Source organism: Pseudotenacibaculum haliotis (assembly GCF_042684245.1).
Taxonomy (GTDB): Bacteria; Bacteroidota; Bacteroidia; order Flavobacteriales; family Flavobacteriaceae; genus Polaribacter; species Polaribacter haliotis_A.
Map to the genome: position 1 here is coordinate 248325 of NZ_JBHULH010000012.1, position 14870 is coordinate 263194.

At 38.0% G+C, this 14870-nt stretch carries 10 protein-coding genes; 3 read left to right on the forward strand and 7 right to left on the reverse strand.

All coding sequences use genetic code 11. From position 1 onward, the window contains the following. Positions 1 to 1218, forward strand: coding sequence for a M24 family metallopeptidase (locus tag ACFSRZ_RS15625; RefSeq protein WP_379667510.1), 1218 nt, complete (start codon positions 1 to 3; stop codon positions 1216 to 1218). Between the two features lie 235 nt (positions 1219 to 1453). Here the strand turns inward: ACFSRZ_RS15625 and ACFSRZ_RS15630 are convergent, their stop codons facing one another. Next, the gene (locus ACFSRZ_RS15630; RefSeq protein WP_379667511.1) at positions 1454 to 3343 is read right to left on the reverse strand and encodes an ATP-dependent nuclease; all 1890 of its coding nucleotides are present in this window, start codon (positions 3341 to 3343) and stop codon (positions 1454 to 1456) included. A 395-nt stretch (positions 3344 to 3738) separates the two neighbouring features. On the opposite strand from ACFSRZ_RS15630, the gene ACFSRZ_RS15635 reads away from it, so the two are divergent. Next, the gene (locus tag ACFSRZ_RS15635; RefSeq protein ID WP_379667512.1) at positions 3739 to 4275 is read left to right on the forward strand and encodes a hypothetical protein; all 537 of its coding nucleotides are present in this window, start codon (positions 3739 to 3741) and stop codon (positions 4273 to 4275) included. A 222-nt stretch (positions 4276 to 4497) separates the two neighbouring features. Then, positions 4498 to 4875 carry an endonuclease domain-containing protein gene (locus ACFSRZ_RS15640; protein ID WP_379667513.1) on the forward strand — a complete coding sequence of 126 codons (378 nt, stop codon included), beginning with the start codon at positions 4498 to 4500 and terminating at the stop codon, positions 4873 to 4875. 166 nt (positions 4876 to 5041) lie between these two features. Here the strand turns inward: ACFSRZ_RS15640 and ACFSRZ_RS15645 are convergent, their stop codons facing one another. From ACFSRZ_RS15645 to ACFSRZ_RS15670, 6 genes are all read right to left on the reverse strand, one after another. Then, on the reverse strand, positions 5042 to 5764 hold the full coding sequence (locus tag ACFSRZ_RS15645; protein WP_379667514.1) for a hypothetical protein: 723 nt from the start codon (positions 5762 to 5764) through the stop codon (positions 5042 to 5044). A gap of 52 nt (positions 5765 to 5816) precedes the next feature. Next, positions 5817 to 6395, reverse strand: a complete 579-nt coding sequence (locus ACFSRZ_RS15650; RefSeq protein ID WP_379667515.1) for a Crp/Fnr family transcriptional regulator — start codon at positions 6393 to 6395, stop codon at positions 5817 to 5819. A gap of 17 nt (positions 6396 to 6412) precedes the next feature. After that, positions 6413 to 6850, reverse strand: a complete 438-nt coding sequence (locus ACFSRZ_RS15655) for a YybH family protein (protein WP_379667516.1) — start codon at positions 6848 to 6850, stop codon at positions 6413 to 6415. 340 nt (positions 6851 to 7190) lie between these two features. Then, positions 7191 to 10475, reverse strand: a complete 3285-nt coding sequence (locus ACFSRZ_RS15660; RefSeq protein ID WP_379667517.1) for an amidohydrolase family protein — start codon at positions 10473 to 10475, stop codon at positions 7191 to 7193. Positions 10476 to 10575: 100 nt separating this feature from the next. After that, on the reverse strand, positions 10576 to 11727 hold the full coding sequence (galK, locus tag ACFSRZ_RS15665; RefSeq protein WP_379667518.1) for a galactokinase: 1152 nt from the start codon (positions 11725 to 11727) through the stop codon (positions 10576 to 10578). Then, a complete protein-coding gene (locus tag ACFSRZ_RS15670; RefSeq protein WP_379667519.1) occupies positions 11720 to 14869 on the reverse strand; it encodes a glycoside hydrolase family 2 TIM barrel-domain containing protein in 3150 nt (1049 codons plus the stop codon). The genes galK and ACFSRZ_RS15670 overlap by 8 nt, the downstream gene beginning before the upstream one ends. Position 14870 lies beyond the last annotated feature (1 nt).

The window sequence follows — 14870 nt, forward strand, 5'->3', positions numbered from 1 at the left end:
ATGACATACGGAATAGGAGGTTCTACTGCTCAGGCAGAATTGGACGCTATCAAACCCATAGCTCATTTGGTTGAGCCCATCAAAAAAGAAGAATACCAAGCGAGAATAGAAAAAGCAGCACAGCTTTTACAAGAACAACAACAATCTGCCTTGTATTTGCATGCCGGAACCAACTTGTTCTACTTTACAGGAATGCGTTGGAATGCCAGTGAGCGTATGGTAGGGACTTTGCTATATGCTGATGGAAGCTTGGAATACATCGCTCCACATTTTGAAAAAGGAACAGTCTTGGATTTTATGGTGATTGAAGGTGAAGTACACTGCTGGCACGAGCACGAAAGTCCGTATGCATTGTTTCATCAATTGTTAGCCGACAAAGGCATTACGCAAGGAGTGGTTTTAATGGACGAAGCCACGCCGTTTTTTATTACAAACGGAATTGTAAAAGCCAATGCAAACATTCAACTAGAAGACGGAAAACCTGTAACAGCAGGTTGCCGAATGACCAAATCTAAAGCAGAGATTGCCATCATGCAACATGCCATGAATATTACTTTGGAAGTGCAGAAAGCAGCCGCTCGTATATTGCGCCCGGGAATTCCCGCCAAAGAAGTAGTCAATTTTATCAACGAGGCACATATTCGTTATGGAATTCCTTCCGGTTCTTACTTCTGTATTGTTTTGTTTGGAGTCGATTCTTCGTTCCCGCACGGAGTAAAACAGCCCAAAGACTTGGAAGAAGGCGAAGTGGTATTGATCGATACGGGTTGTGTGTTGCACGACTATATTTCAGACATCACCAGAACTTATGTGTATGGAGAAGCTTCAGACGAGCAACGTCGTATTTGGAATATTGAAAAAGAAACGCAATTAGCAGCCTTTGAAGCGGCACAATTGGGAGCGACTTGTGCTTCGGTTGATAATGCTTCTCGAAAGGTATTAGCGTCTCATGGTTTGAGTGCGGATTACGACTTACCGGGATTGCCACACAGAACGGGACACGGCATTGGATTGGACATTCACGAATGGCCATACATCGTACGAAATGATGATACAGTTTTAGTGCCGGGGATGTGTTTTAGCAACGAACCGATGATCTGTGTACCGGATCAATTTGGGATTCGACACGAAGATCATATTTATATGACGGAAGACGGGCCAAAGTGGTTTACAGAGCCGATGTACAGTTTGGAAGACCCGTTTGGAATCACTAAATAAATGTCACTCCGATCACGCTTTTGCGTGAGAAGGAGTCTGTTTAAAGAGATTACCTGCTCGCGCCAGCCTGCGTCTTGGCAGGGCAGGCGAGCTTCGTCGTCCCGAAACTTCGGGATTCCTCGTAATGATTAATAAGAATTAGGGATACATCACGAAGATCATATTTATATGACAGAAGATGATCCAAAATGGTTTACAGAACCGATGCACAGTTTAGAGGATCCGTTTGGGGTACTTAATCTTTAGAGTTTATTATTTTAGATAGTTTTACTAGAAGTTCATAATAATTATCAGTTATATTTATTCTAGACAGCCCTTCAAATAATTGATCTTTAAAATCGTCAATTATATCTTTTATAGCAGTAATTTTTTTTGAGCTTAATTCTTTTTTCAATGAATCAATAACCCCTTTAGAAGATGAGTGGTTAAGTATAATTTCATCAGGAATATTATGACTAGACTTTATTTTATCCCAGGTTTTATCAAGATAATTGGGTTTAAGAAAATCCTCACCTGTTTTTTCCTTTCTTGATGAGTCTATTTCATTATATCTTAACCAACTCCCATAAAATTTTTCTTTTTTAAATTCTTTTTGTTTTTCGATTGCAGGAGTATCATTATCAGATATTATAAAGCATTTCCTATTAGCAAGCTCAAAAAATGGAGTTAAGTTTTTAATATGTTTTACTCCTTTTGAATGAGAAATGCCAATTTTAGCATATTCTTTTTTAAGATAAATATATGATTGAGGAGTTGAAGCTATTGCTGTTTTAAAAAGAAATTTGTCTTTCCAGCCCTCAAACAAGATTATAGTACTCTTTAAGGTATCATATATTGAGTATCCTAAAGCTCTAAAAAGAACTTCTTCAGTTAAAATGTTATCGTCATTTGGTGAAATAGTTTCAGTTATTTCATTTTTCTTCTCAATAATGTAATGTCTATCTATGTCTTCATTGTCGATCATGAATATTGAGTGAGTAGTCACAATTATTTGATTTGATTTTGATATTTCAATTAGCCTGTTTCTTAATAATCTAATACCTGAAGGATGTAGACCTAAATCTGGTTCGTCAATTAAAATTAATTTATCAGATAAGTATTCACTTTGTGCAGTAGCAGAAATGTATAATAGAAATGTTATAAACCTTTTAAATCCATCACTTCTTTGATCTAAATGAAATTTGTTTTTCTCTTGAATTCTTACTTCAATATTTGTTCCATTAGGAGATAAGCTGAATTTTATTTGTTTATACTCAGGCCAAATATCTTTAAAGTGTTCAGTTGTTTTTTTAGCTACTCTACTTAATAAATTTTCAAGTCTATTTGATCTCCCGTTTTGAGCTTCACTAATTTTTTCAGAAATATTATCAATACCAGCTAAATTGAACATATTCTTTAGCGGAATGTATGACTCAGGGTTAGAAGTAAAGTTTACAATAGGGATAGAAGAGGGTAATAAATTTTCTTCTTTATAAGACCAGAATAAAACTTCAGGTAAATTAGCTTTAATATAATTAATTACTTCTTGTCCAATAATTCTATATAAACCTTCAACTGTAATAGGTTCAAATCTGTCGTATAAATCTGTATTTATATCTTTCTTATTGAAAATTTTAAATGGTTTCTCACCAAATGGTGAATTTTGACCTTTCTTGAGTTTTACCCAATCTCCTACAAATGACCATTTATCACTAAAAAGGAGAGAATAGTATTGAGTTTTTCTGGATTCATTAATTAAATCAACAGTGTGAATTCCAGAACTCATGTGAGAACACAAGTCTCTGATAAAGTATTCTTTAGAAGAATAGTCTTTAATTATTTTTTCTTGAAAACTTTTTGTGTAGATGTATTTTGCTATTTTATTGAAAACTTCTTCTTTACCTTTTTGACTGAATTTAAATCTAAAGCCTATAGTAGATTCTTCAACTTCTTCTTCTTCAGGTAGAGGCTCTCTTATATCATCTTGATCGTATTTTTTCTCTGAGTTTAAATACGATAATGCATTTAAAACATTAGATTTTCCAGCTTCATTTTTACCAATTAATATTTTAAAATCCTTGTCAAAATCTACTGTTGTGTTTTTTATAGACCTAAAGTTTTTTATATAAATCTTATCAATTTTCATATTCAAAAATTTTGCTAATAGGTTAAGTGATTGCTATAATGTTTAGCTTATACTAAAACCAACCAGAAATTTAAGATGCAATTTTTTAGCCTAGATCTCTCGACTGTGCTTACGCTGAGGCTTCAGCGACACGCGTGTGCTCGAGATGACAATAGACAAGCGTTACATTGGGGACGTAACTAAGTTGGTGAGTCCAAGATAGAAAAAAATGTAGAAAAAGAATAATAACACCCACCTAAATCCTCCCTTAAGGGAGGACTTTTTAAAAGTGTATTAAATTCCCTCCTTGAGGAGGGTTAGGGAGGTGTCAACTTAACACACATTAACACTCAATAACTATTTGTTTTAGAGAGCCGTTGTACCTTTCGGTAGATCAATCAAAAATCGTACTAGCCATGAAATTTATAGTAGCATGTTCACTGTTTTTATTTTCCTTTTTGTCCACTCAGGTTTGCGCTCAGCAGATGAAAGCCTTAGAACCCGATGCAGCCATCGTAGAAGCCGTTAAAAAAGATGTATGGGTACCGTTTATGGAGTCCTACAGAGATCTGGACTTTTCTAAGTTAAAATCCATTCACAGTTCCAAGGTCACTCGTGTATCCGTAGATATGAATAAGATCAATTTTGGAGAACCTTATCTAAATGAGATGGGTGGTTTTTTCAAACAGATCAAACAACTGAATTATCAGATGCAGATCACATTTTCAATCGTTTCATCAGCCACCACAAAAGACACCGTGTATCAAACAGGGTATTATACGATTGGGCTAAGAAAAAATGATCAAACACCATTTCAAACCAGAGGATATTCCTCGTTTAGCGTATTGCTTACCAAAGAAAATGGGAAATGGAAGATCTCTTTTGATGCGGATAAAAAGACAAACGTAACCAAAGAAGAATTTGAGAAAGGGGTGGTGTATAGTCTGGGGTAGTAGTACAGCCCTATAGTCCCCTCAAAGGGACATAAATAAGTCCTCCTTTTATCCATTTTCAAGCCAGCTTGCGTCGGACAGGGAGGGAAAAAACAAATGCCTCTTGAAGGGACTAATTGAAAGTCCTCCCTCGAGGGAGGATTTAGGAGGGTGTTAATATAAGTGATGAATGAGTGTCAAAAATAGCTTGTAAATATATTTTCCCTACTTTTAAAATAAAAATTGCCAAACAAGATCATCCCATACAAACCGGAGTTGAGAGAACTTGCGCGTTCTTTGCGTAAAAATTCAACCCTTTCAGAAGTTATTTTATGGCAGAATATTCGAAAGAGAGCATTAGGAGTCCAGTTTCATAGACAGGTTCCAATGTTAGACTATATCGTTGATTTCTACTGTCATGAAATAGGCTTAGCCATTGAGATCGATGGAAGCAGTCACGATCATAAATTTCTCTACGATGCTAGAAGGCAAGGACGTTTAGAAAAAGAAGGAGTACACTTTATACGATTTACAGATGAAGAGGTGAAGAAAGAATTGTTTAGTGTATTATTAGCCTTAGAAGAAAAAGTGAGAGAGTTGTTGGAGGAAAACCAAGAATAGAATACAAATGATAACACCTCCCTTAATCCCTCCTCAAGGAGGGAATTTAACTTGTCCCCTTGAGGGGACTACAGGGGTGTAAATTATTATTCAAATCAGTTTGTCTTCAGTAGGGAGGATTTAGGTGGGTGTGAATATAAGGTGTCTTAAGGGTGTAAATATATTTTCAACAATGATCTTGTTTGATCTTTCTAAAAACAAGAATATGCAAGTAGATGATGGTAGCCGGAGCAAAAGCAGGAATCCAACTAAAAGGAAAAACACCAAACTCAGCGACACCACTACTACCATCCTCAACGGCTTTTGAAGTAATGATAACAGCTGTTGTTAGCACAGAGAGAATGTCCAACAAGCCAATAATATTCCAAATGATCACCCAAGTTTTGGCATAGGAAGCTTTATTCTTTAAAGCCCATAGTACAGGAAATACCAAAGTAGCAGCCAAAATATCTCCCGCACCACCTATATAGGCAAAGTTCTTAGGTAAAACATCGTAGTTATATGCAATAAAAAAGAAGACGCCCACAAAACGGAAAAGGTGAATTCTAACCAGATTCTCTAATGGTACATGAAAAAAGACTTGTTGAAACCATTTGGTTCTTGGAAGATAGATAAGATAAAAAAGAAACAACGGAAGTGCTGTAGTAACAATAATGCGAGGTGGAATCTCATTAACCACAAAGTATCCGGTAAAAGAAACCAAAGAAACGATGAGGAAATATGCCCAATAAAAAACAATAACCCTCTTACGGAGAGAAGAAGCATCCAAGTTGCCGGCACGTTCTGCAGCGCGAATGGCATTGGTGATTAAAAAAATAGGAGCTGTACTAAAAATTAAAGCAAAAGTAACAGATATCCAGGTGGGAACAGATGTGAAGATTAGATCCATACGATTTGTTTTGATTACAAAGTTGGATCAAAGTTTGCGCTTTTGAGTTGCCCTATGGCAACTTCCGAGCCGTTTCTTTTCTAATTCTACTCAGGGAATATTTGGTAACGCCCAAATAGGAAGCAATCATGTGAAGAGGTACTTGTTGAATGATCTCCGGATGTTCTTTCAAGAGCTCTAAATAACGTTCTTGAGCTGTATTCTTATAAAACGATAACATCTTTTTGTTGATGCTCACATAATTCAAGGTTAGGAGCATTCGGCCCCATTCTCTAAACTCAGGTATGTTGTGAAAACAGTACTGCATGTCTTTGAAATCAATTCCCCAAGCCTCACAATCAGTGATGGCCTCGTAGTTTTCTTCGCTTGGTTTTTGTTTGAAATAAGAAAGGTAGTCATTGAGGAAATCAGGAGCAGAAAAGAAACGGGTGGTCACCTCATTTCCATTGAGGTCTATTACATAACATCGTACAATTCCAGACTGCAAAAAATAAGATTTCTTACTTATTTTTCCTTCTTGAAGAAGAAGCGTGCCTTTTGTAATGGTTTCCTTTTTAAAATACCCGGAAATAAGCTGTGCTTTTTCTTCCGAAATAGATTTGATCTCTTTCAAGTAGTCCTTTAATTCCATAGCTTACAGAAATTCTATCAACAAGACATATCCGCCACAATGCGCCATTCGCCATTGATCTTTCTAAAGATGATCAAAAAAACGCCATTGGCATCGCCAACCTTTCGGGTGAGGTGATATTCGCCCATCACATAATAAGCACCTTTTTCGATCTGTGTCATGTCGTTGATCACAAAACGTAAGGTTCCTGTGTGATCTTTGCTAGGATAGCCACGTTTGTAGTTTGCTAAGGTCTTTTCCCAGCCATAAGTAAGCCCGCTACTTCCGTAGAACTTTAGCGAATCGCTTTTCCAATAGCCTTGCATATATTCTTCTATATTGTGACTAGACCAGGCTTTTTCTTGTGCCTTGAGCACAGCAGTAATAGCTGAACGATCTTCCTGCTCAGTATTTGTGTTTTGTGAACAGGAAGATAGTATCAGTAAAAAGGCAAATAAGATGCTTAGTTTTTTCATAATTTCTTTTTGGTGATTGAGGTTCTCGAAGTCACCTGTGATTTGTTCTCGACACTCCTGTAGCCCCTCAAGAGGACGAAGAAGTTGTTTTTTATTGTCACTCCGATCATGTTTGGCGTGAGAAGGAGTCTGTTTAAAGAGATTACTTCGTCATTTCATGACTCGTAATGACAGGTAGCAGTAAGAGTCTGTTTAATGGGATTACCTGCTCGCGCCAGCCTGCGTCTTGGCAGGGCAGGCGAGCTTCGTCATCTCGAAACTTCGAGATTCCTCGTAATGACATGGTGATTGAGGTTCTCGAAGTCACCAATACGATGCTTCGAGAACCTCAGCATCCGTTTTACTCATGACAACTACACGTAGGTCTGGTAAAACTCATGGTGTTGATGTTAAACGGTACGCCTTGATTGTATTTTCCATTTTCCCAGTAGAACTTGCTACGCTTGTTGTCGTAGTTTCCAATTTCGTTCATAGTTGCCGTATCATACAAACGCCCGTTGATCATGGTGTAGATCACAGAGTCGCTATTTTCAATATCTTCCAAAGGATTCTTATCCAATACAATTAAATCTGCTAATTTTCCTTTTTCCAAAGAACCGATCTCATCCTCCATTCCTAAGTATTCAGCACCGTTGATGGTAGCAGAACGCAAAGCATCCATATTAGACATTCCACCTTGCTGTAACATCCACAATTCCCAGTGAGCACCCAATCCTTGTAACTGTCCGTGAGCTCCAACATTGGCTTTTACACCTAAGTTAGATAATTTGGTTACAGAACGAGAAGTCAAAATATGTCCGTTGTCGTATTCTTCTAAAGGCACCATGGTTCTGTGACGTGCTCTGGCATCTACCACATAACGAGGTGTGTATTTTAATAAAGTTTTGTTTTCCCAAACATTGTACTTCTGATACCAGTAGTACTCACCACTCATACCCGCATAATTTACGATCAGTGTAGGAGTATATCCTGTTTGGCTGTTTCTCCATAAAGTTTGAACATCTTTAAAAAGCGGAGCCACAGGAATATTGTGCTCGATTCCCGTATGTCCGTCAAAGATCATACTCATATTAGCAAAGAAGTTAGAACCTCCTTCAGGAACCACGTTTACACCCAATTCTTTGGCTGCTTGCATGATCTGTTGACGTTGTTCACGTCTTGGTTGGTTGTAACTCTTAACCGATCCCGCTCCAAAAGCTTTCGTTCTTTTGATCGCAAAACGAGCATCTTCCAAGTTGTTTACAACAGCCTTAAAATCTCCTTCTGCACCGTATAAGATAAATCCGGTAGAGAACATTCTAGGCCCAACCGTTCTACCACTACGTTGCAATTCTTCTAAGGTAAAAGCAGCTTGAGTATGTACAGAAGGATCATGAGACGTTGTTACACCAAACGCTAAATTTGCGTAGAACTGCCAGTGTTTTTGAGTACTTAATCCATTTCTAAAAGCACCTACGTGCGCGTGCACATCTACGATTCCCGGCATGATGGTTTTTCCTTTTACATCATACACCTTAGCATCGGCAGGAACGGTAACAGAACCTGTTTTTCCAATCTTTTCAATCTTGTTTTTATAAACTACAATGGTTCCGTTTTCGATGATCTTATCACCATCCATGGTAATGATACGCGCATTGGTAAACGCTACACGACCGTCAGGAACATCCGTTGCTACTTGTAAATTTATTTGCACACCTTGAGCCACTGTTGCCTCTAAATTGGTCTTTGCAAAAGGGTCTGTAGTATTGTTGTCTAAGTTTTTCGTGAAATATTCTCCACCCAAAGTCCAGTGTACTTTGTTGCTGTTTCCTCCCCAGTGCAAGTTGATACCTGCCTCTTTAGACAAGCTTTCAACTTTAAAGGATTTGGTGTTCGCATCGATGTTGATCTCTTTTCCATTATGAACAAACGGAGCAACATATACTTTGTGCAAGTGAATAATAGCTATCCATTGATTATCGGGACTGGCTACCAAACGGTTTGCCAGTTTCGATTTGAAATGACTTCTCTCGTCTTTTCCTTGTAAGTTCACACTCTTTAAACGCTTGGTTAAACCACCAAAGAAGCTTCCTCCCGTTTGAAAGAAAATACGAGTTCCATCCGCAGAAAATTGAGGGAACTGTCCGCTTTCAGAAATTCGTTTAGGATAACCTCCTGTAAAACTCATGGTGTAAATTCCTGTTTTCTTTGTATAGTCGAAACCTTGATCTCCGTTTCCGCCTTCTTTTCTGTAAGCAATCTTGCTTCCTGAATTGTCATATACAGGAGTTCTGTAAATTCCACGTTCTTTGGTCAACTTCTCTAAACCACTTCCGTCTAAATTTACTTTGTAGATCGCTCCTAAATTCTCATCATTCCAAGTCACAAACAATACAGATCTTCCATCAGGAGAAAAACTAGGATCAGCTTCAAAATCTGTTAAGCTGGTCAATCTCGTTGGAGTACCGTTTGGCAAAGACTTCTTATACACATGACCCAAAGCTGAAAATACGATGGTTTTTCCATCCGGTGATGTCTTCGCATCTTTGATCATCTTAGAAGTGAACTTCTCTGTGTATACTTTTCTCTTTACACGATGTGTTTCTGCGATCTTTAATTGCTCATTCACTTCAAAAGGAATATCAGTAGCCATCTTAGAATCGATATTGATCTTTTTGATCTTTCCTTCGCTCCAAATAATGATGTCTTTGTTGTTTGTCAACCAAGTAAAATGAGGATACACTCCAAATACAGCCCAAGCTTCTTGTTGGTCTTTACTTAGATCAAAATATACAGGCGTTTCTTCTCCGGTTTCTAAATTATGAATGTATAATACACTTTGCGTACGCACACGCTTTACAAATGCCAATAACTTTCCATCTTTAGAAACTACGGGTCTTGCAGCTCCTCCCGGACCACCTGTAATTTGTCTGGTTTTTCCGGTTTTTAGATCATAACGCTTTATTACATAGATCTGTTTGTTTGGATCTTTGTTGTACTGAAAGAATCCTCCCGGATACATGTCTTCTGCATAGTATAAATATCTTCCATCAGGAGAAATAGAAGGATCGTTTACGTCTTGCTGATCGTTCTTTCTCTTGGTTAATTGCAATCCGGCACTTCCAGAAAAAGGATATTGCCACATTTCTCCGGCACCTACAGAACGCGTAGAGGTATAATGCTTTCTGGCAATCAATGATTTTCCGTCCGGAGTCCAAACAGCATTGTTTAGCAAACGATATTTCTCTTTGGTAATAGAACGGGCATTCTTCCCATCGGCTGTCATTACCCAGATGTTATTTCCGCCTTCGGCATCACTGGTAAAGGAAATGTATTTTCCGTCCGGACTAAATCTTGGTTGTACCTCGTAAGCCAATCCTGTACGAAGCGCTTTTGCTTTTCCTCCGGTAATAGGCATCGTATAGATATCTCCCAACATGTCAAAAACAATCGTTTGACCATCAGGACTTACATCTAAGTTCATCCAAGTACCTTCATCTGTTTTTAGGTTGAAAGACTTGTACTTCCAGTCTTTATGAGGATTGTTTACATCCCAACCTTTCTTTTTATCTGTTTTCTTCTTTTGCGAAAACCCACTAAAAGAGAAGGTTAAAGCAAGCGTGAATATGAGAAGTTTGCGTAACATATAATTTTGAATTTGTTGATTGTTTAAATATAGAAAATAGCTGTTGTTTATATCGAATTCGAGGTCAATTTTAACATGATGCCTCTATTTGTTAATTCTGTTAGTTTGCAATAATTCTAGCTCCTTTGGAAGGAGTTACTTTGTAAAAAGCACATTCTTTTAAAAAAGCTAGTTTGTAGGCTTTTGAAATCTCTTGTTCAAATGCTTCTACATCATCTTGATGAATCAGGTTTAGTGTACAACCACCAAAACCACCACCCATCATACGAGCACCCAAAACAGACGATCTGTCTTTGGTAAAATCGACTAAAAAATCTAACTCTTCACAACTTACCTGATATTGATCTTTCAATCCTTTGTGTGTTTGATATAAAAGCTGTCCCAGTTCGTTGAGATTGTTTTCCTGCAAGAGTTCTACAGCTTTTTGTACTCGTTGATTCTCTTGAACTACATACAAAGCCATAGAGAGTTCTTCTGAAGTGATAGAGTCAATCAACCCTAACACCTGTTCTTCATTTGCATCTCTCAAGTTTCTGATGCTCAGTAGCTTTGATACGCGTTCACAAATGGCTCTTCTTCTATTGTAAGCACTGTCTGCCAAGGAATGACTGACATTGGAATTGACTAAGAGCAATGTATGATCTTTGAGATCGATTGGAATGGAAGAGGCTTCTAAAGTTCGGCAATCCAACAACAAAGCAGCATCTTTTTGCCCAAACATACTGGCATACTGATCCATGATTCCGCATTGTACACCCGCATAATTATGTTCTGCTTTTTGAGAGATCAAGATCATCTCTTCTTTAGTTAGTTTAAGGTCGAATAGTGAGTTCAATCCAAAAACAATACTGTTTTCCAAAGCTGCTGATGATGACATTCCTGAACCTTGCGGAATATCTCCGTGAATCATTAAGTTGAAATGAGATAATTCTTTTCCGAATTTCTGAATCTCGGCTACCACACCAATTACATAGTTTTTCCATCCTCCATTAGGAATAGGAGAGAGCTGATGTAGCTTGAACTGATGACTTTCATCCAGATTTAACGCTGTAACGGTACACAGGTCGTTATCGGTTCTATTCATAGCCGCTATAACACCTTTGTCTATAGCTGCCGGAAACACAAACCCGTCATTGTAATCTGTATGTTCGCCAATAATATTGATTCTTCCGGGAGCAAAACTCAATAGGGGAGTTGCGTGATATTGATCTTGAAATTCTGTAGCGATATGTAGAGCCAATTCTTTATTCATGACCTGAAGGTTGAATGGTAAAGGAGTATTGATAGGTTTTGTTTGCAGGAATGGTATATTCCGGGTGTACCAAACGTCCCCAAGAAGTATCGCCTCCCACACCCATTTGTAAGAAATCTATATTCCATTGTACGGTGTTTCCAAGCTGAATGTCTGCTCCGTGTTTCTTGGTTACAGGAACCAATCCTGATGCCGATTTTCCGGCTTCTTCACTGCTAAAATCGATCTCTTTCATAGAGAACGGCCACACACTGGTATTCAATTGACTTCCTATTCCGGTAGCTGTTAGTGTCAAACCTTTAGATGTTACTTTTGCCCAACGAATATCGGATTTATTTCCGGTTTCTTGCGGACGTGAGTATCGGTGGAACTGCTCTTTGATCTTTCCTGAATAGATGCCTGTTTTTTGTCCTGTCTTTCTGTCCCAATAACTTTCATCAGGTCCTTTTCCGTACCAAGAGATGTCGGTAAAATCATTCGGTAAGGTCAGATACATTCCCAATCTAGGAATGTTTGGTAGTTTCTTGTCATTAGAATTATACTGATAAGAAACAGATAGTTTTCCGTCTTCCGAAAGAAAATAATCTACCGTTGCTTTGGCATCTATTTCCGGAAAGGTGTATTGTACTTTAAAGCGAACATTTCCATTATGCCCTACAGGTTTATCAACCAATTGAGCAGTGTAGTTGTAGCTGGCTTTTTGCCAAACCTTTGCCCATTTGTCCATTCCGTTTCCTAGATCATTATCCGTAGGAGGTCTCCAAAAGTTAGGTCTGATGGGTTGATTGGTAATTTCTTTTCCGCCAAACTTCCATGAAAGAACTTCTCCGGTAGTTGCATTTATTTGAAAAGTAGTCTGCTTATTTTCAAAAGTATATTGTTGTCCCTTTTTAATACTAAAGTTCCCCGGTTTAGGTCTTGAATCTCTTTTTGCAGCTTTTCGAATGACAAATTCATCCCAAGCGACTTCGTGTCCGGCAGGAACTAAGGCAGTAGCTTCCTTTTGAATTAAACTTATCTGTAAGATATATTCTCCATCCTTTTCAAATGAAGGATCGTCTTTTCCTCTGTCCCATATCGATAGGATATGACTTTCTTGTGGTCCTAAATTGATAGGTGTATTGTACGCTTTCGTCACAAGTTCGCCATCTTTTGTTAGCTTCCAAGAGATACTGTAATCATCAAAATCAGCAAAAAAGTTTTTGTTGGTCACCTTTATTTTTCCGTATCCTACATAGGTAAACTGAACGGGTTCGTATACTTTCTTTACTTCGCTTAAATGCGGATGCGGATTTCTATAAGGATCTACCAAACCATTGTTTAAGAAGTTACCATCGGTAGGAAGATCGGGATGATAATCGTGTCCGTAAGCCAAATAAGGTTTTCCGTTCTCATCTTTGTATTCCAAAGATTGGTCTACCCAATCCCAGATATATCCTCCTTGTAGGTTAGGATAGGTTTCAATAATGTCCCAGTAATCTTGCAAGTTCCCCACAGAATTCCCCATGGCGTGTGCATATTCGATCATGATGGAAGGTTTGTCTGAATCAGACTTTCCGTGATTGATCAAGTATTTAGGTTTAGGATACATTGGGCAGTAGAGATCGGTATAATCTTCTTTTCCGGCAGGTTCGTATTGAACGATGCGGTTATCGTCTCTCTCTTTCAGCCATTTGTAAGTAGCTCTAAAAATATCGCCTTCTCCGGCTTCATTTCCTAAAGACCAAGAATAGATTGAAACATGGTTTCGATCACGATAATACATACGTTCAGTTCGTTTCATATGTGCCGGCAACCAACTCATTTCATTTCCGATCTGAGTTTTTTCATCAATTGCCAAAGGATGACTTTCTATATTGGCTTCATCAACTACATACAAACCATATTTGTCGCACAACTCTAACCAATACGGATGGTTAGGGTAATGAGCAGAACGCACAGCATTGATGTTGTTTTGTTTCATCAAACGGATGTCTTTTTCCATAGATTCTTTGGAAACCACATGTCCGGTATACGGATCAGTTTCATGTCTGTCGACTCCTTTGATGTAAATAGGTTTTCCGTTGATGAGTACCTGACTGTTTTTAATCTCTACACTTTTGAATCCTAAAGGACGAGAGATAAATTGATTGTTATTGGCATCGTCAGTATCGATCAACTGGATTTGCAATTCATATAAATTTGGAGTTTCTGCCGACCAAGATTTGATCTTTTTAAAAACTTCTTTATCGGAAACTTGAATGGTTTTGTTTGCGGGAATTAAAACTTGTTCTTCTTTTTCCCAAATAACTTTTCCTTTATCTAGAACATTGATCTTTAATTCTCTTGTAGCCGATTGATCGGAAGTATTGCTAAGAGATACAATATTCTTAAACAAACCATTCTTGTAAGAATCATCCAAATTGGTGTAGGCATAATAATCTGACACGAATGTTTTTGGCTGTGTGTACAGATATACTTCTCGCTCTATTCCACTCATTCGCAACATATCTTGACTTTCTACATAACTGGCATCCGACCAACGAAACATCTGCAAAGCGATGAGGTTCTTTCCTTCTTTTACAAAAGAAGTGATATTAAACTCAGCAGGAGTTTTACTTCCTTGTGAGTATCCTACATATTGCCCGTTGATGTAGACATACATTGCAGACTTGGCTCCTGCGAAATGGAGGATAATGTCTTGAGATAGGTATTCTTTGTTTAATGTAATCTCCTTGCGGTAAGTTCCTACAGGATTGTAATCTTTAGGAGCCTCAGGCCATTTTGTGGTAAACGGATAACGTTCGTCTAAATAAATAGGTTTTCCGTAGCCTACAACTTCCCAATTGGCCGGAACGGGAATGCTTTTCCAATCAGAATCGTCATAGCTTTCGTTTTGGAAAGAGGTTGGTCTTTCTTGCGGATTTTTTGTCCAGTGAAACTTCCATTCTCCATTTAGGTCTAGAAAACGTTTTGACTGTTCTTTTTCAGAAATGCTTGGTGCTTCATAGGCAAAGAAACTGGCTCTGGGAGGCAATTTGTTCTCTTCAAAGATCTGATGATTGTAATGATAGGTTTGTTCAGCCACCTTGGGAAGATTGTCGTTGTTATGACAGCTGACTGAAAATATAATTATGGATAGAAGTATAAGTACTTTTTTCATA